General features: G+C 34.0%; 18 protein-coding genes and 2 riboswitches. Of the genes, 11 read left to right on the top strand and 7 right to left on the bottom strand.

The genetic code is table 11. The annotated features are described in order from the left end of the window. Positions 1–110: 110 nt before the first annotated feature. Positions 111–917: an endonuclease/exonuclease/phosphatase family protein gene (locus Q73A0000_RS05175; RefSeq protein WP_193813015.1), complete on the top strand. Its 807-nt coding sequence runs from the start codon at positions 111–113 to the stop codon at positions 915–917. A gap of 335 nt (positions 918–1,252) precedes the next feature. On the opposite strand, the gene Q73A0000_RS05170 is transcribed toward Q73A0000_RS05175, so the two are convergent. The 7 genes from Q73A0000_RS05170 to Q73A0000_RS05140 all read right to left on the bottom strand — a co-directional run bounded on the left by Q73A0000_RS05170 (position 1,253) and on the right by Q73A0000_RS05140 (position 5,702). Next, the gene (locus Q73A0000_RS05170) at positions 1,253–1,504 is read right to left on the bottom strand and encodes a hypothetical protein (RefSeq protein ID WP_193813014.1); all 252 of its coding nucleotides are present in this window, start codon (positions 1,502–1,504) and stop codon (positions 1,253–1,255) included. A 24-nt stretch (positions 1,505–1,528) separates the two neighbouring features. Continuing rightward, positions 1,529–2,062 carry a hypothetical protein gene (locus Q73A0000_RS05165; protein ID WP_193813013.1) on the bottom strand — a complete coding sequence of 178 codons (534 nt, stop codon included), beginning with the start codon at positions 2,060–2,062 and terminating at the stop codon, positions 1,529–1,531. 62 nt (positions 2,063–2,124) lie between these two features. After that, complete coding sequence (locus Q73A0000_RS05160; RefSeq protein ID WP_193813012.1) at positions 2,125–3,030, bottom strand: hypothetical protein; 906 nt, start codon at positions 3,028–3,030, stop codon at positions 2,125–2,127. Next, entirely contained in the window at positions 3,020–3,916 is an 897-nt protein-coding gene (locus tag Q73A0000_RS05155; RefSeq protein WP_193813011.1) for a hypothetical protein, read from the bottom strand. Before Q73A0000_RS05155 ends, Q73A0000_RS05160 begins: the two co-directional genes overlap by 11 nt. 29 nt (positions 3,917–3,945) lie before the next feature. Continuing rightward, complete coding sequence (locus Q73A0000_RS05150; protein ID WP_193813010.1) at positions 3,946–4,605, bottom strand: hypothetical protein; 660 nt, start codon at positions 4,603–4,605, stop codon at positions 3,946–3,948. Between the two features lie 59 nt (positions 4,606–4,664). Further along, a riboswitch (SAM-I-IV-variant riboswitch) is annotated at positions 4,665–4,764 on the bottom strand. A gap of 105 nt (positions 4,765–4,869) precedes the next feature. Continuing rightward, positions 4,870–5,112, bottom strand: coding sequence for a hypothetical protein (locus Q73A0000_RS05145; protein ID WP_193813009.1), 243 nt, complete (start codon positions 5,110–5,112; stop codon positions 4,870–4,872). Positions 5,113–5,147: 35 nt separating this feature from the next. Beyond that, complete coding sequence (locus tag Q73A0000_RS05140; protein ID WP_193813008.1) at positions 5,148–5,702, bottom strand: hypothetical protein; 555 nt, start codon at positions 5,700–5,702, stop codon at positions 5,148–5,150. Positions 5,703–5,755: 53 nt separating this feature from the next. Beyond that, a riboswitch (SAM-I-IV-variant riboswitch) is annotated at positions 5,756–5,861 on the bottom strand. 101 nt (positions 5,862–5,962) lie between these two features. On the opposite strand from Q73A0000_RS05140, the gene Q73A0000_RS05135 reads away from it, so the two are divergent. From Q73A0000_RS05135 to Q73A0000_RS05090, 10 genes are all read left to right on the top strand, one after another. Beyond that, positions 5,963–6,808: a hypothetical protein gene (locus Q73A0000_RS05135; protein WP_193813007.1), complete on the top strand. Its 846-nt coding sequence runs from the start codon at positions 5,963–5,965 to the stop codon at positions 6,806–6,808. Between the two features lie 81 nt (positions 6,809–6,889). Beyond that, positions 6,890–7,636, top strand: a complete 747-nt coding sequence (locus Q73A0000_RS05130; protein WP_193813006.1) for an N-formylglutamate amidohydrolase — start codon at positions 6,890–6,892, stop codon at positions 7,634–7,636. 127 nt (positions 7,637–7,763) lie between these two features. After that, on the top strand, positions 7,764–8,075 hold the full coding sequence (locus Q73A0000_RS05125) for a DUF6804 family protein (protein ID WP_193813005.1): 312 nt from the start codon (positions 7,764–7,766) through the stop codon (positions 8,073–8,075). A 250-nt stretch (positions 8,076–8,325) separates the two neighbouring features. After that, positions 8,326–8,796 (top strand): BrxE family protein, encoded by a 471-nt coding sequence (locus tag Q73A0000_RS05120; RefSeq protein WP_193813004.1) that lies wholly within the window; start codon positions 8,326–8,328, stop codon positions 8,794–8,796. Then, positions 8,796–9,563, top strand: coding sequence for a BrxA family protein (locus tag Q73A0000_RS05115; RefSeq protein WP_193813003.1), 768 nt, complete (start codon positions 8,796–8,798; stop codon positions 9,561–9,563). The genes Q73A0000_RS05120 and Q73A0000_RS05115 overlap by 1 nt, the downstream gene beginning before the upstream one ends. Next, positions 9,550–10,116, top strand: a complete 567-nt coding sequence (locus tag Q73A0000_RS05110) for a BREX protein BrxB domain-containing protein (RefSeq protein ID WP_193813002.1) — start codon at positions 9,550–9,552, stop codon at positions 10,114–10,116. The genes Q73A0000_RS05115 and Q73A0000_RS05110 overlap by 14 nt, the downstream gene beginning before the upstream one ends. A gap of 12 nt (positions 10,117–10,128) precedes the next feature. Then, entirely contained in the window at positions 10,129–13,782 is a 3,654-nt protein-coding gene (brxC, locus tag Q73A0000_RS05105) for a BREX system P-loop protein BrxC (protein ID WP_193813001.1), read from the top strand. 1 nt (position 13,783) lies between these two features. Beyond that, positions 13,784–17,731, top strand: coding sequence for a BREX-1 system adenine-specific DNA-methyltransferase PglX (gene pglX / locus Q73A0000_RS05100; RefSeq protein ID WP_193813000.1), 3,948 nt, complete (start codon positions 13,784–13,786; stop codon positions 17,729–17,731). A 27-nt stretch (positions 17,732–17,758) separates the two neighbouring features. Then, positions 17,759–19,570, top strand: a complete 1,812-nt coding sequence (locus Q73A0000_RS05095; protein WP_193812999.1) for a DUF262 domain-containing protein — start codon at positions 17,759–17,761, stop codon at positions 19,568–19,570. Then, positions 19,570–22,047: a PglZ domain-containing protein gene (locus tag Q73A0000_RS05090; RefSeq protein ID WP_193812998.1), complete on the top strand. Its 2,478-nt coding sequence runs from the start codon at positions 19,570–19,572 to the stop codon at positions 22,045–22,047. The genes Q73A0000_RS05095 and Q73A0000_RS05090 overlap by 1 nt, the downstream gene beginning before the upstream one ends. Positions 22,048–22,051 lie beyond the last annotated feature (4 nt).

Here is a 22,051-nt window from a genome sequence, read left to right as displayed (position 1 = left end):
TATTAATCGTCAGCAAAGACGTAAACTGCTTTAACGCTAATCGAAGATTTTGTTTTTATAATTTCCGAGTTTTTAAGACTAAATGAGCAACTACAAAAAATAATTGATTAATGAAAATTGCTATTTCAATCTGCTTTCTATTTTTTATAACAATCCTTAACGCCCAAATCAAACTCCTCTCTTGGAACATCGAAAACCTAGGCAAATCAAAATCAGATTTTACGATCACTTATGTTGCCGAAACCGTAAAAAACTATGATATTATAGCTATACAGGAAGTTGTAGCGGGTTATGGTGGAGCGCAAACAGTGGCTAGATTAGCAGATGAATTGAATCGTAAAGGAGCTAAATGGGATTATACCATTAGTGACCCAACGAGTAGCAGCGCCTACAAAACGGAACGCTATGCGTTTATCTGGAAAACAAGTAAAGTCAAGAAAATAGGAAAAGCTTGGCTTGAACGAAAATTCCATTTAGAGATTGATAGAGAGCCCTACTTCTGTACTTTTCAATATGAGGGCAAACAGTTCACTGTAGTTAATTTTCATGCGATTACTAAAAATAGACAACCGGAAACTGAAATTAAGTACTTTAAGTTTTTGCCCCATGAATATCCTAACTTAAACTTGATTTTTGCGGGTGATTTCAATTGTCCGCAATCACATACGGTTTTCAATCCTTTAAAGAAGATGGGTTATCGATCGATATTAATGAACCAAAAAACATCATTGAAAAAGGAATGTCGAGAGGATTTATGTTTAGCCTCAGAATTTGATAATATGTATTTCAATGCGGCTAAAATCAAACATCTCAATTCAGGAGTTATTCACTTTTACAAAAATTTCAATTCGCTGGAGGATGCTAGAAAAATCTCGGATCATATTCCTATTTGGTTTGAATTTGCAGTGGTAAACTAAATCATATAATTGGCGCACGGTTAACGCAAATCATATGGATGTAGACGTATTAATACAAATTACAGGTAGAAATTAATTTTATATTATCTAAAACTTGCCTTACGCAATATTTTAAAACAAAAATTAGTGTCTTTGTGCCTTCATTACAAACGTATTGCAAATCCAAATATCTAATAGAGCTAAATAAAACATGCCCTCACAAAAAATTTTGGAGATTATTGATTTTATAAAAATAGATTAGGAGTTATTATTAACCTTTATACTAGTTGAATCCCGACAACATTCTCTGTTATTTTTAATGGTAAACTTGCTTTTTAAAATTTCAAATGCCACTATTATAAATCCTCTCTATAGACAACAATATTATTCCGTATAACGATTTTTTTAGCAAGTTTAAAAGTGTTTTCGTTGATGATTAAACTGCTATCGAAACTTCTGTTCCTAAATTCGTTTCTCATCAGATGAAGGTAGGTTCCACGTGCAGTTGTCCAACCAGGATTACACACTTCCTTGTTGAAACTTTTGATAAGTTCTTCATCGGTTTGTGCAGCCAGACGATGCTTCCAAAGTTGTTCCTGTTTTATCATTATATGTTTGTTTTTGATTACGCTTTAAACCAACGTAATTATTTTATCTGTCATCTTTGAAATAATAAATCTGAAAGCATCTTTACCAAATTTACTTTTATTAGGAATTTGATTTTTATGCAATAATTCAACTGCAATTTCTCTGTTTTTCTGTAATAAACTTTTACTAATATATTCAGGTAAAATATTTAAACACATTGCTTTGTTAATTCGGGTAAGATATTGTTCGTGAAGCAGAATTCGACCGGTCTCATTGGTGGTTTTATTAAGATCTGATTCATAGTGGAATTTAAAATTAAAACTTTCCCGACCTCTGTCTAAAACATCTAAACCCAGAACCAATCCTTCCATCATGTCTCGGATGACTTTCACTCTTTCTTCTGCATCGAAACCTCCCTCAACAAAGAATTCTGAACCGTAATCCTGGTACGGAAATAAAAGTTTAAGATCAATGAAATCTTCATGTGAAGATTCATCAACTGCATAAACTTCAAGATATTCTTTTGGAGAAATTTCTACATTTTGCTTATAAACCTGACCTATTGTTTTAGTTGCCATATCTTTTTCAATGTTTTTAGATTAGATTAAACCGTTGTCTTAATTTTAAAATTGATGATTAATTATTTTCTTTTAATCAACATAAATTCACCATCTATTATTCTACACAACTGCAGCGTATCCGCAATACGATCAACACCAGAAATGATGTAAAGTGCAACTTCACGTCCTTCCATTAATTCCACAAAATCATCAGTTAATTTCGGCGATGGATAATTCATACTGCTTATAATTAGGGGCAGTTTATTTTCTTCTTCAAGCATATATTCATCGATTGTGCATTTTTCAGTGTATTCTTCTGCTACCAGATTCCAGGTAGATTCAATTGTTTTAAATATTATGTTTTTACAACCTGACTCTTTGTAAAATTCATGAACCAAAGTGTGACCGAAGATTGTACTGAAGTCCGGATTTATAAATGAAATATTGCTGTGTTGCGTAACAAAATTGCTTACGGTCACTTCAAATTCCGAATGGTCCCTCTTAAATTTAAATTGTTGTTCGTCAATGAGATATTCATATAATGAATCCAAAACGCTGTGAAGAAAGGTGTCTCCTAGATTTTTGTGCGTAAAAGAACAAGTGTTAACCCATTTGAATCTTTCGATTAAATACTGCTTAATAACTTCTTTGCTTTTTTCCAAATCATTATTGTAAAAACAAAAAATCCCGTAATCTTTCTTTAATACTTCTAAGGAGTTATATATTTCGTTGAGCGAAGAAATCATTTTGTTGACAAAGACTATTAATCTGTCTTTAAAATTCAAAAAATGGTATGTTTGTTCTGAATAACTATCGAACTTAAAAGTGAAAGGATAGAGGATTTTACCCTGAAAAAAATGGGGTGAGTACTCATCAATTCTAAATAGTATTGTTTGTCCCTCGGATATCATTTCGTATAAGTGACTGTTGTCTTCACCTTCCTTATTTGAGTGATATTCACTATTCTTTACCGCATTACAACTCATAGTTTATATTTTCAATTTGTTCTCTTGTAATTTTCTTAAGTGTTTTAAATTCGCCATTCTTAATCAGTTTTAAATCCATAGAATGTTCATATCCGGATAATTGTGATTTATTTAGAAAAACAACTTTCTGTCCCTCCATTCTTTTTATCAGTTCGGGTATGATTTTCGGTGAAATACCAAATTGTGTCCCTATAAATAATGGAAGTTTACCGTCTTCCTTGTTGAGATACTCATCGATCCCACTTTGTTCCAAATATTCATCAGGAATTCTGGTGTTTTTGTGATTCGTTTGAAGCATTTTTAGCAATTTGCAATCTTCTCCCATTTCTTCAAAAAACCTTTCGTGCAGTTTAGGATAAATGCTCCAATTCTCTTCTCCATCTAAATTAATGATGTATTTATATTCACTCAAAATATCTTCAAATATATCTTCGTGTTGAATTTCTTTATTTCTTATGCTGTAGTAAGGATTTTTTATAAGAACTTTAAATATTGCTTCCGCGAGACTTTGCTTGAATGTAAGTCCTACATTTTGGAAAGGAAATTTATTGATCGTGTTTTCAATAAATGGATCTATTACAATTCTTCGAATATTATTTTTTCCATCTTCAGAATGCTTGTTATACTGGCAAAATTTTGCAGAAATTTCTTTTATATATTCGATATTTATTGCAATATCTTCTAAAATAGAGATCAGATTTCCTACATATTCCTTTACATGTTCTTCAATATTGTATGGAAGGAAATAATGCTCTTCAGTAAAATAATAGAACTTGATGTTGGGAAATGGAAAGATAATTTCACCATAAAAGTGATGTTCAATGTAATTTTCAATATTAAAAATAATATTATTTTCTTCACGCGAAAATTGGTAAATAACACACATATCAGTTGGGTTTTTTTAGTTATTGTATTTTAATCTTGAATATGGTTTTCATTATTTTCGATAAATTCCTGCATCAGAAACCAGTCGTAATGGCCTTTTCTTTTATTCATACTTTGTTGTGCAAGAAGAAAGAGTTTCTCTTCAAAAGGTTTCGCCAGATATTCTTTCAGTTGCTGTTCAAGATCACTAAAACAAGGTGGTTTGGGATTAGTCGTAAAAGTTGTAGTGATTTCCAGATCTGCACATTTACCATTGCTGATGAAATATTGGGAAAGAAAAGTAAAGATGCCTTCGCTAAAGTTGATATTAGAATTTTCTCCGTCATTAAAATCAGGAAAATGAGCCCGCATAAAAACGCCTAAAAGTTCATCTCTATTACGAATGTAGATTTCGCTTTTGCCATTATTAAAGTTTTCCAGATTGGTCAGCAGTTGCAGAAAATCTTTTCTGATGATTTTATTATGCTCTTGAATAATCGCTGAAATTTCAAAACATTTCTGAATCAAATCCTGACCTGCAGAATTCTGTTCTTCGTCATTAAATTCTTTTGAATCTTCCGGTATTCGTTGTAGCACTAAACCATTAAAAGGTGAGAGTATTTGTAATTCCACCAAAGTCGGCATGCTGATGGAAATATTACCTACGACGATTCTGTCGTTGTTTTCAAAATAGATAATACTGTTTCTCATAGGATTTTAATTTTAAAATCGAAATAATGAACAGGAGGTTTTGGCTGAAATTGTTGGGATATAACCTTTTATTTTGGCAGGTCGCCCTCATTCTATACCACCGCGGAGGGTTAACTCTCGGTTGGTGTCCCGCATTTGCAGAATCTCCTGATGATTTGTTTCGTTGATTTCTATTGCAAAGTAAAACATGATATATGCATTCTATCTGCACAGTTTATTTTTTATAGAATTAAATAGTAAATAATCTTATTTGGATGAAGAAAATTATTCTTGGCGGGCAGTCTTAGTATTTATTCCATTTTTGGAGTCAAACCACTCCTTTGCAAGGTCATTATAAGGCAACCATTTCCCTTTTACATGATGCCTGGAAAGATAAAATTCCTTTTCTACATCAGTAAACTTTTCAAATTCTTGGCGTAATAACTTTGATTCAGTGGTAAGGGATAGGCAGGGATAAGAATATGAAGATTCCGTAATGGCAATCTCAAGCTGCTGTGCGAAATCCACATTTTTCTCGCGCTGTATTTTTTTATGATAATTTTTTATTTCGGTGTCATTTCTGCCATCACATAGATATATATATAAACATGATCACAATTTTGTTCAGTTATTAGATTTCTCATCTTTCGGAGCGTGATATCACGGTCTTCATATTCATAAATGTCAGCAATAGATGATTGTTTCGTTAAAATGAAATGCTTTAAGGAAAGAGTGATATTTTCGATGGTTCGTTTACTGAAGAATTTCATATCATCATCAGCCCACCATTCAAATCTGACTTCCTCATCAATACTTTTCCAAACGAATCTATGATAACATCTTTCGGTTGACTCATGGTTCAGAAATTTGGCTTTATCATGAAGACTATCGCTGGCAAAACGTGAAAAGTAGAAGTAACCTTGTGATACTCTAAAGATAAGGTTCCTTATAATCCAGAAATTATTTTCATCGTGCAAGTCATCGGCATCTGTAAAGTATTCTCCTTTTATTCCTGGATAGGGATAAATGACCTCGATTTCCACATAATATTTTTCTGGAATTTTTACATTGACGATCAAAAATTGACCCATCGCCCATTGTACAAAAGTAGTTTCCATATGATTGTAATTTTTAAACAAACATCAAATCATCAGTAAGGAAAATGATTGTAGTAACCTTTTATATTTGGCAGGTCGCCCTCATTCTATACCACCGTGGAGGCTTAACTCTCGGTTGGTGTTCCCGTGACTTTGTTCGGGACTCTCCTGATGATTTGTTTCGTTGATTTCTATTGCAAAGTAAAACACGATATATGCATTTTATCTGCACAGTGAAATTCAATTAAAAGTTTTTAAATTTGATTTTATAAAATAGACCGATGATTACTTCTCTGAAAAATGCCACCATTAATGATATTGCTGTAAAAGAATTAATTTTCTATGATGACAGCGATGTTGAAGGACTTGTCCAGTTTTGCCACAGGAATTCTATTTCTTATTTACCATCGAAAGACCGGAAAAAAGTGTACAGACTCATTAAGAATGTATTTGCAGAAATAGAGCTGCATCATCATATGTGCCTTTCACCGGAAGATTTGCTTTTTGAAGAGACTACTTTGGAAAAATTCAGAAAGGTGAATGAACATGAAATTAAGTTTGTTACTGAAAATGAAAAAATTGTTGGTGTGGTTCATATTGTTGATTATAATAACGAATTTGTAGCAGTAGAGTTGTACCGTGCTTTTTTTAAGTTTGAAAATAACTTGAGAACCCTACTTATACGCGAAAAGTTGACCAATGAGGATTTCCTTTCGTGGTTAGGTCATCAAAGAGATATTGAAGTCAATGATAATGACATCGATTCAGATTACTGGACAAACAAGTTTAAGTCTTATTTTCCTCTGGATGAAAAACACAAATCATTGAAAGAGCGGGAAAGAAAAAGTGTTTTCCCATTTCAAACTTTTTACTTCTCCGATATTTTGTCATTTGCAATAGATCAAAATATTCTGGATGAAAATATATTCTCACCAAAATCCTTAACAAAACTAAGGAATTATATCGCTCACAACCGTCATTTCACCTCCATTAGTGAATCAGATGAGGGGCAACTTATTTACGATTTTTCGCACCTTTTAAAGTTTATTGAGAACATTAATTTTTTTTTCATTTCTTATGAAGAGCTGCTGAACCAGTTAAAGGCACCTGAAAAAACTGCAGTGTAAAATTCATGTAAGTGCAGGTCAAATGCACAACTTGCCGTTTGCTTTGTAGATCTAATCCATCAATATTATAATCTACAAAAAATGAAACAGGCAGTTATTCATATTCCGCATTCCTCAACGCGCATTCCCATTCTCGAAGGTTATACCGTTAACGGTGATTTTTTAGAGAAGGAAATTTTAAAACTTACTGACTGGTATACCGATGATTTATTTTACTCTGAAAATGATATCATCATTAAAGCTAATTTTTCAAGAATTTTTTGTGATCCTGAAAGATTTGCAGATGACGAGCAAGAAGTCATGGCCAGGTTTGGAATGGGAGTGCTTTACACAAAAAGCGATGAAGGCAAACTGATTCGTGATATTACGCCCGAATTAAGAACGAAAATTCTAAACGGCTATTACTGGGTTCATCATAATGCATTGACCAACGCCGTAAAAAATCAATTGGATGAATACGGTCAGTCGCTCATTATCGATGGGCATTCATTCCCGCATATTCCACTTAAAAGAAGTTTAGATAAGAATCTGAACCGGCCTGATTTTAATATTGGTACCGATTTATTTCACACCAGTCCCAAGTTAGTGGAGGCTTCAGAAACTTTTTTTAATGACAGAGGATTTTCTTTAGGAATCGACTGGCCTTACACAGGTTCTATAGTTCCACTTGAATATTATAGAAAAAATCCAAATGTACAATCCATTATGCTCGAAGTCAACAGGAAACTTTATTTAAAAGAAGATTCAAATGAAAAATCTGAAAGTTATTTAGAGATTAAAAAAGTGGTAGGAGAGTTTGTTAAGACCATGAAAAATATAGAATGGTAGTATAGGTTAAATGAAGATATTTTTAACAGGTAATTTTGTACAAATTTGAACTTTTTTATTATTGTCTATTTTCTTATTTTTACTTTCTACTACTTCTTTTAAATAAATAACTTAAACTACTTTTTAAATGAAATTAAATTTACCTACCGCTATTAAAATCCTCTTAGCCATTCTCTTTTTTCTATGTTTGCTACCAATGCCTTACGGATTCTATCAATTGGTAAGAATGCTAGCTTTAGTCGGTTTTGCCTTGTTGTCTTTTCATGCGAATCAGCAGGGGAAGTCAACAATAATGATTATTTACATAGGACTAGCTTTGCTTTTTCAGCCGTTTTTCAAAATCGCATTGGGCAGAGAAATTTGGAATACCGTGGATGTCATTGTGGGGATAGGACTTTTGATATCGATATTTATCAAACCTAAAGTAAACGTTGTTTAATATAGAATTCATCTTGAAATTTTATAGTGTTACTATAGAAATTTATAAACTAAAAATATAGTTGAAATAAAAAATTATTGCCGATTGTAGCCTAAATTTAATATCATAAAAAAATTGCTATCAAAAGGAATAGTCGCTATATTTGAGAATTGCATCTTAATATTGAATAAAACTTAAATATTGCTATTTTTAAATGATTAAAAATCTCAGTAATCTAACATAGTAATAAGTGATATAACAAACGATAAAAATGAAAGAAGAATTACTTCATAAAATTACAGAACTGCGCTTAGCCGTTGGGTATATGATTGAAAAACAGGAATGGTGGAACAGTACATTTTTCGCCCCCCACGCAAATGATTATTTGGGTTACATATTTCCCAAATCAACTAAGGAAAATGCTGGCTTTTTTTTAGATTCAATAAAATTTTCTGTAGATGCTGAAGTAGGTGCGAATTATTATCATTTGTTTCGACTCCCCGTGGAACTTGAAGAGCAATTGCACAAAATCACTTTCGATATTAAAGAATCGATAAATAGCGATGAAAAAGCTTTACATATTTTAGAGCAGTTATCTGACGGCTTAACAGTCGAAGTTAACAATGGACCAATTAATATTGGAAATTCGGATCAGCTAAATTCCGACATTGTTCAGGCATTCGCATCACAATATTATTCTGCATTTTTAAATCATCATAAAGTACATCCCTATTTAAATTAATGACTGCGATTAAATACGTATACAATGCTAATTTGGCTAAGGGTACAGGTTTAATAAATGAAACCTTGACTCTTACCGAATTTTATAAAGAGGGCGATTCAAAAGAATCATTCTTAAATAGGTGCATTTCCCACAATATTTTAAACAAATCAACAGAGCATAGGACCAAAGATATTATTAATTTGGTCTTTTATCAGCGGTACTGGAATGTAGATTATCAAGTAGTAAAGAACCTAAAAGACTTAAGAGAATACGGATTAAGTTTAGAAGGTTTAAAATCACTTTTTTATGTGTACACCGCGAGAGCAAATCAAGTATTATTTGATTTTGTTTTGGAGTTGGGTGAGTCGAACCAGAATCAAAAGATTAATAATGAAACATCAAAGAGTTTTCTTTTAAGAGCGATATCAAGTTTAAAAGCTCCAGCGTGGAGTGATTCAATTATCAAGCGTGTTTCTTCCTATCTCATTTCATGTTTAAAGGATTTCGATTTAATTGATAGGGAAGGGACTTTGAAAATGAATCATCCCAACCAAATGGTTGTTAATTATTTGCTCCACGAACTTCACTTTATGGGCCTAAGTGACGGTGCAATTGTACAAAATAAAGTATGGAAATTATTTGGGTTATCAGAAAATGATATTATAACCGAAATTGAGAAGATTTCTTTTAAAGGAACTTTCATTTTTCAACACTCAGGCGAGATATTAAGAATTGGATGGAAGTACCATAATATGGATGAATTTATAGAAAATGAATATAGATAAAAGATTTACAGATTTGCTAGACTATTTGGTGCAGCCAAAAGCGCATGATCACAGTGGAGATAAAACTATCTGCTACCTCACTTTTCCAACGGAAAAAATACAGCACGTTAAACGAAAACTTAATGAAGGCTGGTTAGACATTGCCAAGCACAAAGGAATTAATCCCATAGTACTTTCTCTACATGAAGTTTTAAAAGATTTTTTTATCGAAGATGATTATAGAATTACAGCGGGAGAAGATGCGGTGGAAGATGAAGAAGAAATGAAAGAAACCTATAACAGCTTAGGGGAAAATATGAAACAGCGGCAAGTGTTAGAGAATGCAATTTTAGACAAACAAGAAAATGTAAAGAGTTTAAAGGATGGCGTCTTGATCATCACAGATCTTGAAGCAATTCATCCTTACAGCCGTTTTGGACCAATAGAACAAGAAATATATACTAAAGTAGAAGTTCCCATTATCGTAATGTATCCGGGGGAAATATCAGGCTCAGCCCTTAAGTACTTAGGATTTTATCCAGAAGATGGAAATTACAGATCAAAGCATTTTTAAATAGACAGAAAGATGACAAAAATTAGAGAAATATTTGGCGCAGATAAAAATATCTACCGCTCCATAGAAAAGGTAGTAACTTTTGGCAACGCTACAGAACTTAATCTTAAAAATGAGATTTCCGAATATGTAGTTACGGACAGACTTAAAGACAATTTCGATAAAATTCTGGATGCCTTACATCATGGAATGGGAGAAAAATCTACTGAAGTAGGAATTTGGGTTTCTGGTTTTTATGGCTCAGGTAAAAGTTCTTTTGCTAAATACTTAGGATATGGGCTTCAGAAAGATTATACAGTTGATGGTCAATTATTTTTAGACCGCTTATCAAACAGGATTAATTCAATACCTACCTCTCAACTTTTTAAGAGAATTGTTGAAAATTATGATCCAGCAGTTGTTCTGTTAGATTGTGCTACAGAACAAATTAAAGGCGGAACACTTCCTCCAATATTGGAACTGCTAATTGCGAAAGTAAATCAATTGGCGGGTTATTCTACAGATGGGCAATTAGCTAATTTGGAGCAAATGCTACAAAAAGATGGTAAATTGGACACGTTTATTAATGAAATTCAAACAGAACATAATGAAGACTGGCACGAGATAAAAATGCATGACCAGTTAAAAGCAAAAGGAATTGCTTCGACATTGGCCGCTAATTTCTATCCGAAAATTTGGAGAGATGACAAATCATTCAAAACCACAAAGGTTGATGACATGCGAACCGATAAGCAGAAAATAGAAGAGCTGCTTTCAACAATTCGGAAAATCACAGGTAAAGAAAATATTATTTTTGTTGTCGATGAAGTGGGACAATACATTTCTGCTAAAGAAAGTTTGATTCTTTCTCTCCAGGGAACACTCGAAAATTTGAAAGATATTGGAGGTGGAAAGGCCTGGTTACTTGCGACCGCACAACAAACATTAACTGAAGATAATCCTAATTCCCGTTTAAATTCAGATAAACTTTATAAGTTAAAAGACCGATTTCCCATTAAAGCTGAAATTGAAGCTTCTGATATTAAAGAAATTTGTACGCAAAGAATTTTAGGAAAATCCCCCACATCTTCTGATCAACTTAAGCAGTTGTACAAAGCGCACGGAGAAAAACTTCGTCATTATACCAAGCTTGAGAAATGCGAGCGAACCATGTACAGTAAAGATGATTTGGACGAACAATTATTTACCAATCTATATCCATTTTTACCACAGCATTTTGAAATTATCATTTCATTATTGGGAAGGTTAGCTAAGATTACCGGTGGAGTAGGTTTGCGTTCGGCAATTAAAGTAATCCAAGATGTTCTTACCGCTAAACTGTCTTCTGAAGATAAAGCATTAGCAGAGTTTGACTTAGGAAAACTTGCAACTGCTTACCATATCTATGATGTCTTAAAAGCAGATATTAGAAAATCGTACAGCCATATTGTAGGAGCAGTCGATAAAATCGCGGCGCTTTATGGTGAATCTTCTGAGCATGCGCAAGTTGCAAAATCCATAGCAGTTCTCCAGTTATTAGATGATTTCTATTTGTCAACAAAAAATGTAGCAGTATTGATGCATCCAAACGCAACAAGTGATTCTGTGATTGAAAAAGTTACAGCGATTGTTGATGAATTAAAAAATACACCGGGTTGTACTCTAAATGAAATCGATGGTGAATTAAGATTCATGACCGATGCTATTATTAACATTGAGATCGAAAAGAATAAGATCCTGCCAACTTCTAGTGAAATTAGAAAGGTTTATGAAGACATTATCAAAGATATATTCTCTCCCGTTCCGCAGGCGAGACTCTTAAACACTAAAACGGTGCGAACCGGAATTAACTTAAATCAAAACGGTAAAATATCTAAACTGCTCGAACCTAATGAGGAAATTCAAACGGATGTGATTATTTCTAATGCTGTTGAATATTCTCAACTGGTGATCGATCTCATCAGAAACAGTACTGACAGTTCATCGTCATCCAAAATATTTCTAATCGGTAAAATCGAAAAAAATATTGATGACAACATTATGGAAATCGTTAAAAATGAAGCGATTTATAGTACGAGAAATAAATATAATGACAAAGAGATTACTGATTATCTGAACAGCCAGAAACAGGAAGCTTCCCGCTTGAAAGAACTAGTAACTAGAGTTATTGTCCAGGCTTTTGAAAAAGGTGAATTTGTTTTCAGAGGAAGCAATAAGCCTGTTACCAGTTATGGGAATAAATTTAGAGACTGTACCAATAGTAAACTGAGCGAAGTTGCTAATTTGGTATACGATAAATACATTCAGGCTCCTATTAATATTGGAGGTTCTGATGCAGAGAAATTATTGAATTTTCCAAATTTAAAAGTTTTGCCGTCATCTCTTAATCATTTTGATTTGATTAAAGGCGATGGAAGTATTGAATTAGATAAGGAATCGCTCAAATCTATCAGAGAATTTATCATTAAAGAGGATCAAGTAGAAGGCCGTAAACTGCTGGAGCATTTCGATGCAGCACCGTATGGCTGGAGCAAGGATACAACGCGGTTTTTAATCTCTGCTATGTTTATTGCTTCCGATGTTAAATTGAGAATTTCAGGGGAGGATATTAAGGTGGTTGGACCCAAAGCAATTGAAGCTTTAAAAAATGTAAATGGGTTCAGTAAAATTGCAATCTCTGCTTTTCAGGCAAATGAAAAGCCTTCTGCCGAAATGGTTTCGTTATCAATTCAGCGGTTAGGTCAACTTACTGGAAAGGTGATTGCCCCTCTTCCAGACAAAATTGCGGAGGCAGTACGACATTATTTCCCTGAATTTCAAACTAAATATTCCTCCGTTAAAACCAAACTTCAGTATTTGGGCTTGCCGGGACAGGATAAAGCACAGGAAGTACAGGACGGTATTGCTGAAATTTTGAAAGGCGAAGGTTCAGATGCTGCATTCAGATTAGGCAAGCCAGTTTCTGATTTATTTACAAATTTAATTTGGATTGCCGAAGTCCAAAAAGGATTTGATAACGGAATTGAAGAATCTTTTATTGAAGCAAATGATTTAAAAAAGAGTATTTCTGAACTTCCTGATTCCGGCCTTCTAAAAGATTTGAAAGAAAATGCCCAAAACGATTTCGATATTGTACATCAAATTACAAACAATACTAATTTCGTATCCAAAATATCTGATTTAAAAGAAGCAAATAGCAATATTAAAAACTTGTGTTCAGATTATTCACAAAAATTGCTGTCTGCTGAAAATGAAAATATCACTGCAGAGATTTCGCAAATAAAGTCCGCTGAAGATTGGAGTAGATTAAAAGAGGATCAGCAAAAAGAGATTGCGACACGATTGGAAGGTTTGAAAATCGAAAACCAACAGGGCTTGGAAGGAATTAAAAATATTTTAAAATACAATTATACCATTTCTAATAACTTAAAGGAAGTTCGTGAGCAAATAACGGAGTACACAAAAATTAAACCTGTAATTATAATTGAACCCGTTGTAGTTCCAGATCCTCCGGTTCCAAATCCGAATCCTGAACCCACGATAATCGAAAAGAGTAAGGTTACAAAAAGTTTATCTGCTTTTTCAAAAACGATTTCTAGTCAAAGCGAATTGAATCTTCTTATCGAAGAACTGCAAAACATCAAAGAAGAATTAGATGCAGGAAATATAATTGAAATAACTTGGTAACATGGCATTAACACAAGGCGCAAGAAATAAAATAAGATCCGTTGTTCAGTCTGCGAAAAAATTGCTGATGAACGAGTTCGAAAGTCAATTACAACAGTATTATGGCATTCGTCCGGATGGTTCTTATTTATTGGTAGAGGAATTAACAACGCGCAAAGCATCCGAAATTGAAACTGCACGATTACTCCGGCAGCGTCTTCATTATTTGGAAGAAGGAATTGCGGGTACCAAAAAAGCTCCCGAAGCAGTACGGCAGTTAATACGTGAACAGGCCTTTACTATTTTGAACCGTTTCGCTGCCGTAAGAATGTCGGAGGAAAGAAATATCATCCGCGAATCTATTCGTAAAGGATTTCAATCGGAAGGCTTCCTTGTCTACGATCAGTTGACCGGCGGTGCCAAAACAGCAGATGAATTTACGCGCTATACTTGGTATATCGGTCATGTTTTTGATGAACTGGCAATCGATCTCCCAGCGGTGTTTGACCGTTTTTCTCCCTACGCTTTATTGTTCCCCTCTGAAAGAGTCTTGCTTGAATTACTCACCATCATCAATGATGACGAGTTGAAGATGTATCGGGAAACCGGACAACAACCTGTAAACCTATGGATAGAAGATGAAACAATCGGTTGGATTTACCAGTATTACAATAGCCGCGAGGAAATTTCTGAAATGCGCGACGCTTCCGGTGCTCCCAGAAACAGTCGGGAGTTAGCCGTTAGAAATCAGTTCTTCACGCCGAGATATGTCGTGCAGTTTTTGGTGGATAACAGTTTGGGAAGACAATGGTTTGAAATGACCAATGGACAAACTTCTCTGGTTGATTCCTGCCAATATATGGTGAAAAGAGAACATGAGATTTTTCTGAAAAAAGGAGAATCAATTCCTGAGACCACCATTGAAGGCGCCAATTATATTGAATACCGAGAATTAAAAGATCCACGGGAAATACTGATGCTCGATCCTGCTTGTGGATCCATGCACTTTGGATTGTATTGTTTTGATCTTTATGAACAGATTTATATCGAAGCTTGGGATAATCATCCGGAATTAATGCAAGATCTAAGAGCAGATTATTTGCGGGAAGATTTTATTAAAATGATTCCCGGTTTTATTCTTCGTTATAATATTCATGGAGTAGATATCGATCCTCGTGCGATACAGATTGCCGGACTCAGTTTATGGTTGCGGGCGCAGAAGACATTTGACCGACTGAACTTACAGCCTGCAGACCGACCTGCGATCAGCAAAAGTAATTTGGTCTTGGCAGAACCTATGCCGGGAGATGTACATATGTTGGCTGAGTTTACCCAAAGTTTACCAGGCCCAATTGGAAAATTGGTGCGCGTAATTTGGGATAAAATGCAGTTAGTTGGTGAAACCGGACTTCTATTGAAAATTGAAGAGGAACTGAAGAAAGAAATTGAAATTACAAAAGCGGAGTACGAAAAACACAAAGACAGCTCTGCTCAATTGAGCATTTTTGATGAAGGCCCTGAACTTAAAATGCGAGAAATGGCCGCCATTTATGGCAAAGGTCAAAAGATCAGCAAAGACTTTTTTGATACCGCGGAAGATGAAGTGTTGAAAGCTTTACAACGTTTCTCTGAAAATGCAGAAGGTAGTGATGCTTTTCAGAAATTACTCTTTGCAGAAGATACTGCACGCGGTTTTGCATTTATAGAATTGTGCAGAAAAAGGTATGACGTCATTGTCATGAATCCACCATTTGGAGCAGCTTCGAAAAACTCTAAAAAATATATTGAAGATAATTATTCTCTAAGTAAGGCAGATTTAGCATCAGTATTTATAGATCGAATGCTTCTTATGCTTTCTAACGATGCCAATTTAGGAAGTATTACTACCAGAACAATATTTTTCCTAAGCACTTATTCTGCTTGGCGTAGAAAATACATCCTTGAGGAAAATCAAATCCAAACGATGATAGATTTGGGTGGAGGAGTTCTTGATGCGATGGTAGAAACTTCAGCTTATGTAATTAAAAAAGGAAAAAGTACTAACAAATCAATATTTTTCAGACTGACTGATTATCAAGATAAAGAACTAAATTTAAAGACAGTTCTTTTAGATTCTTTATCTAATAATACCTATAAATTAAATCCAAATTTATTTTTATTATTACCAAATGCTCCTCTTTGCTACTGGGCAATAAATAAAGCATTTGATCTTTCAAAAGATAATCCGAAAATAAGTGATACTACCGCAAGTGCTAAAAAAGGGTTAGATACGGGAAATAATTTTAGATTTATCCGAAATCAGTGGGAAATAATTGAACAAAATAATTGGGAGTTTTTTATTCTTAATGAAGAAAGTACTAGGATATTCGGGGATTATTACACAGTTATTAATTGGAAAGAGAAAGGTAAGGAAGTAAAAGTTTACGGAGGAAATATCAGAAATGAAAAAGAATATTTCAAAGAAGGTTTAAGCTGGGCTTTTAGAAGTGTTTATTTTAAACCTCACATAATTCCAAAAGGATTTATACCAACAAGTTCTAAATCTTTGATGGTATTCTCCCATGCTGATGATATTTCAGTAATTTGTGGATTATTTAATTCGCAACTTTATGATTATATTATTAAATTGAATTTAGAGAAGGATTATCAACCAGCATATAATAATGGAACAGTTAACAATTTACCAATTCCACATTTAAATGCGGTTCTTGTTAATGCGATTAAGCAAATAGTTTTAACAAATTATGAAAAATTAAAATACGTCAAAGCACTTGATTCCAAAAGTGTTAACTTTAAATTTAACACTTTTGTGAATAAAAAGTCTATCTCTATTTTCTTGCAAAATATAACCGAAAAATTACAAAATTATAGAGATCAATATGTGTCTGATCTGAGCGAACTGAATTCCTTAGTTTTTAATTATTTTCAGATTACAGAATTGGAGAGAGATGCAATTTTGAGAATTGTGTTAAAAGCTGGAGAAGATGATGAGGGAAAGATATTTCAAATTGACAAAAAGTCTCAATTTGATAAAATATTGACAATATTAGTAGGCTCTGCTTTTGGCAGGTGGGATATCCGTATTCTAAAACATTGGGATCAAGAATGGAGTGATGAAGATATTTTTAAAGCTAGAAAACACAGCCCTTTTTTATATGGAAAGAGGGAATCAACTTTAGATTTGGTGCTTCCAGAATACCACGATAAAATAAAAGAAATTTGGGAAATCCCTTATCCAATTAAAGTATTGGAAGAGGTTGCCACTGTTTCAGATATCAATCCGATTGTAGGCAAACTAAAAGAAGTTATCCAATATTTCTGGCCGGAAACTCATGGCACCATTGAAGAAGAATTAACCGAGCATTTTAAAGTCAACGAACTTTCTGAAATATTTGACAAACATTCTAAATTCTTTGAGGCGCATTTAAAAGATTACTCGCGCAACAAAAGAGTCTCACCAATTTACTGGCATTTGGGTGTTCCTTCCGGCAAGTTTAATGTTTGGGTTTATTATCCAAAACTTAACGCGGGTTCTCTTTTCAAAATAATTAATGAACTGGTTGATCCAAAAATCAAAGAAGTCGCCAAAGAAGTAGAGGGTTTAGAATTTAATGGGACTGGTAAAGAATTAAATGATCAAAAATTATTTTTAGCCGAGTTAGAAGATTTCAAAGAAGAATTGCTACGAGTTGCGCAATTGCCTTACCAACCCAATCAAGATGACGGTGTCCTCATCACTGCTGCACCACTACACAATCTTTTCCGCCACCCGAAATGGAAAAAAGCCACCCAGGACTGTTGGAAACAACTTGAAAAAGGAGATTATGACTGGGCACATTTGGCCTACAGCATTTGGCCGGATCGCGTCCGCAAGAAATGTGTAAAAGATCTGAGCATGGCAATCGCTCACGGTTTAGAAGATATTTGTACGGTAAAGCCGAAGGAAACAAAGGGAAAAATAGTAAAATAAATAAACGCAGATTAGTAAAAATATTTCATGAAAATAACACCAACACCACTTACGATAAGTCAATTGTTCAGTACTCGGAATGAGCAATTTTTCATCCCTGCCTACCAAAGAAGATATGCCTGGAAATGGAAGCAGTGTAAAGACTTATTTAACGATATCAAAAACTTAACCGATGATGATTCTCATCTACTCGGCAATTTAGTTTGTTTAACAGGCGCACACACTGCGAAAATTAATCAGTTAGAAGTGATTGACGGGCAACAAAGAATTACGACTTTGTCTCTACTGCTAACGGCATTAAGTAAAGCTTTTGAAGAAAAGAAAGATACTGAAGAGGCAAGTAAAATAGAGGGTTACCTTAAAGCAAGTGGAGTTGATCGCGTGAAGGAAAATAAAGTAACATTGGGCGAACTGGACAATCCCGATTACATTAAAGTTTTAAAGGATGCTGATCCGGAAACCATTCACAATGAAAATCTTAAAAATAACTTTGCCTATTTTACAGAATGGATTTCAGAACTGACGGATGATGAGTTCAATTCATTCTATTATAAATTGATGGATAAAGTATCGGTGATTCGTTTAGATGTTTTCCAAGCGAAAGATGCTTACAAACTTTTTGAAACCATCAACAATCGAGGATTAAGTTTAAGTCCCACCGACATCATTAAAAATTTTCTGTTAGGCCATGCTTCAAGCTTGGATCAGGAGACTTTAACAGCGGTAAAGGAAAATTGGAGGGATATAATTATCTCACTTGATGGAATAGATACCGACGAATTCTTCAGACACTTTATGTGTTCTCAATTAAGGAAAAAAATCACTTATACATTTTTGAATGATGAGTTTAAAAAATTATATGTTAATTCCGTAGAAGCCTGTGAAGGTCTAGCCGAGTATAGAGTTTACAGTACAATGAAAATTGAAAAGGAGGAAGATGATATTGAAGATGAACTTGAATCCGATGAGGAAATAGAAAATAGCAGTAAAGAAGAAGTTGAAGATGAGAAGAGTGAAGAACAAAAGATTACAGCCGTTTCTTTTACTGAAATGTTGGCAAATTATGCAAAAACATATTCCTATATCAGAAATCGAAAGTTCTCCAATAATAAAATAAACAACGCTATATTAGATTTACAACGTATAAAGTCAATTCCAACCTATACTTTTTTATTGGAATTGTTCTCTCGAGACAATATCACCGATTCGGATAGAATTGTTATTCTGAAAATGGTCGCAGTATTTATGCTTAGAAGACATATTTGCTTGAGACAGACTGCTATATTGGACGATATATTTTCAGACTTAGTAAACATGTTAGATAAACACAATATTATCGATGCAGTAGGTAAGCGGTTGAGTAAAGATATTCCTGATGATGAAGAGTTTAAATTAAATTTTGTAAAAGCAGATTACAAGAGAAGTATCAATAGAGCTAAATATGTTCTAGAGCAATTTGAATATAAACTCCATGAAACCGAAGGAGAGTTTACTATTAATTCTGGTGTAGAAGTTCATTTGGAACATATTATCCCCCAAACGATAACTACCAAAAAATCAAAGAAAGAATTTGGTGATTGGGAATTGTATTTAGGAGAAGGTGCGAAACACAAGCACAGTGATGTAGTTAACAGAATTGGGAACTTAACATTATTGGGACAAAAATTAAATATTGTTGCATCCAATAATCCTTTTGAGGATAAAGTAGAACAATACAATAAATCATCGCTGAAAATAACTAAGGAAATCGCTGAAAATTATGAAGAATTTAAATTTGATCAGGTTGCGAGCAGATCAAAAGATTTAGCAGATAAGGCGATAAAAATCTGGAAAATATAATGATAAAAGAATATATCCATCAACATTTTCAAAAAAAACTAGACTCAGGTTATGGTTTGGTTATTTATGATCCCACTTTATTTTACAAGGAAATTGTCCAAGGTTTAGAAAACGATGATGTCAAAGTTTTTGATGCTTCAGAAAATGTAGTGACCGCTCGGGAAAATGCCCTGGAATATTGGGTCAATGTGATGCCTAAAAATAAACACGCGAAAATCGTGGTCTACGTTCCCTTTGAAGTAAAAAGAGATCAGGATGATTTAACCTTTGATCCATTTATTATATTTTCTTCCGGAGGTTGCGTATTTCCGGACCAGGCTGCAGATGAATATAAACAGCTATGCCTCGCCGCTCTTCCGGAGAAAGAAACTAAAATTGAAGAGTTTTTTAGAGATGAAAAATATCCTTCCTTCGACGCAATCGATGCATTGCAGGGAGGCAATAATTACCCAAAATTAAAAAGTGGATTAAATGCCTCCTCAAACGCAGAAATTCTGATCGCAATGTTGATTCCCTCCACGGCTCAAAAGGAATTTTTACAAGCCGATAAAACTTGGATTAAAGAATTAAAAACTTTTACAAAAAGCGTTTTAGGGATTACTTTACAAAACCAAAAGTTTGAGTCTGTTTCGCAGGAATTATGGAACCTTGTTTTATACAGTGAATTTGTACATGATTTACCAATTGAACTGCCGAAACAACTTAAAGATGTCCCGCTTGCACAACCAAATACAATGGTTTTGATTCAACAGGTTTGTACACAACTAAGAAAAACAAAAGATGTTGAAGAAATTTATGTAAATCAAGCACAGCGCGTGAGTGAAGAACTTTCTTTGCCGAAACTATTTGCTCAAGAAACCGACTTAGGTCGTATTAATACCTTCGCTTTTGAAGACACTACTTTCTTTAATGAATTTAAAGATAAACTCGTTTCCGGTGATTTAAAAAAAGCGGAATCACTTCTCAACCATGAATCTATTTGGAGCACCTATGATGATGACCGAAGATCTTCTTGGTTGATTGGTCAAAAGGCGCATCTTATTAAAAAATTGGTTGAGAAATTAACTGTTGATGCCAAAAAATATACTGACCTTAATTCCATAGTAAATTGGTATGCGGCCGAAGTTCACCAGTTAGATACCTTGCACAGAGAACTGGATAAAAGTTATGCTGAGTTAATATCCGCTTCTCCGATACTAAAAGAAGTTCATAAATACGCAGTAGATGCTTATTTGATTTTTGTGGAAGATTTACAAAAAACCTTTTTAGATCAAGTGAAAGGTCAAGGTTTGAGCACCCTTTCGATTCAACGAAATATCGATTTATTTGACAAAAGAGTAGAGCCACTTTTTAAATCAGGTAAAAAGACCGTTTATTTTTTAGCGGATGCAATGCGTTACGAACTGGCAAGTCAATTGAAGGAAAGATTGGAAAGAAATCAGTTTGATACTGAACTGGAACCGGCTTTGGCTTTTTCTCCTACGGTTACTAAATATGCAATGGCAGCCTTAATGCCAAAAGCATCTTCGAATTTATCACTCAAAATAAAGAACGAAAAATTAGAACCTTATCTCTCTGACGTTGAATCTTCTACGCGGGAGAGTCGTATAAAATATACTTCTCAAATCTTAGGAGATAAAGCTTCTTGGGCGTGGGATAAAGATATATTGACCGACAAATATGATAAAACAGATTTGTTGTTTGTGACCACAACTGAAATTGATCAGGCAGGAGAGAATTCTCCAGATAACGCACAATTGCTCATTGAACAGGCATTGATGAAAATCCTTAAAATTTCCAGTAAGTTGAAAGACGAAGGTTATGAGGAATTTGTATTGGCTGCCGATCATGGATTTGTTTTGCTAAATGAATTTAAAGCAGGTAACAATAGTACCAAACCTGTTGGAGACTGGTATCTTCAAAAAACACGATGTCTCGCTGGAAAGGGTGCAACAAATAATGACCATATCGAATTGTCAGCGGTAGAATTAGGTATTAATTCAGAAGTAGATCAATTTTTATTTTTAAAAAATTATGCTACTTATGAACGCGGTAAGCAATTTTTCCATGAAGGTATTTCGTTGCAGGAAATTATTACCCCATGCTTGACTTATCGCCCGCAGAAAGTTTCGCAAAAAGAAGACATTCAAATCAATTTAACCTACAAAGGTAAATCGTCAGGTAGTATCACTACATTAAGACCCTCTTTGGAACTTGCTGCTTTTGGAGAATCTCTTTTCGGAGAAATTAATGATGTTCAGATTGAAGCGGTGAGTGGAGATAAAGTCGTTGGTACTCCAGCGCCTTCAGAATCGGTTAATTCAACGACAGGATATGTTGAAATCGCGGAAAACACGACCATGAAATTTTCACTTGCAATGGAGGAGGATTTTGAAGGTGAATTTACTGTATATGCAAAATCACCCGCTACAGGTCTTATCCTTTCAGAATTAAAACTAACAACCAATTACATGTAAAATT

The organism is Kaistella flava (ex Peng et al. 2021) (assembly GCF_015191005.1).
GTDB classification, from domain to species: domain Bacteria; phylum Bacteroidota; class Bacteroidia; order Flavobacteriales; family Weeksellaceae; genus Kaistella; species Kaistella flava.
The sequence above is the reverse complement of the archived record's forward strand: the minus strand, read 5'-3'. Positions and strand labels throughout refer to the sequence as shown.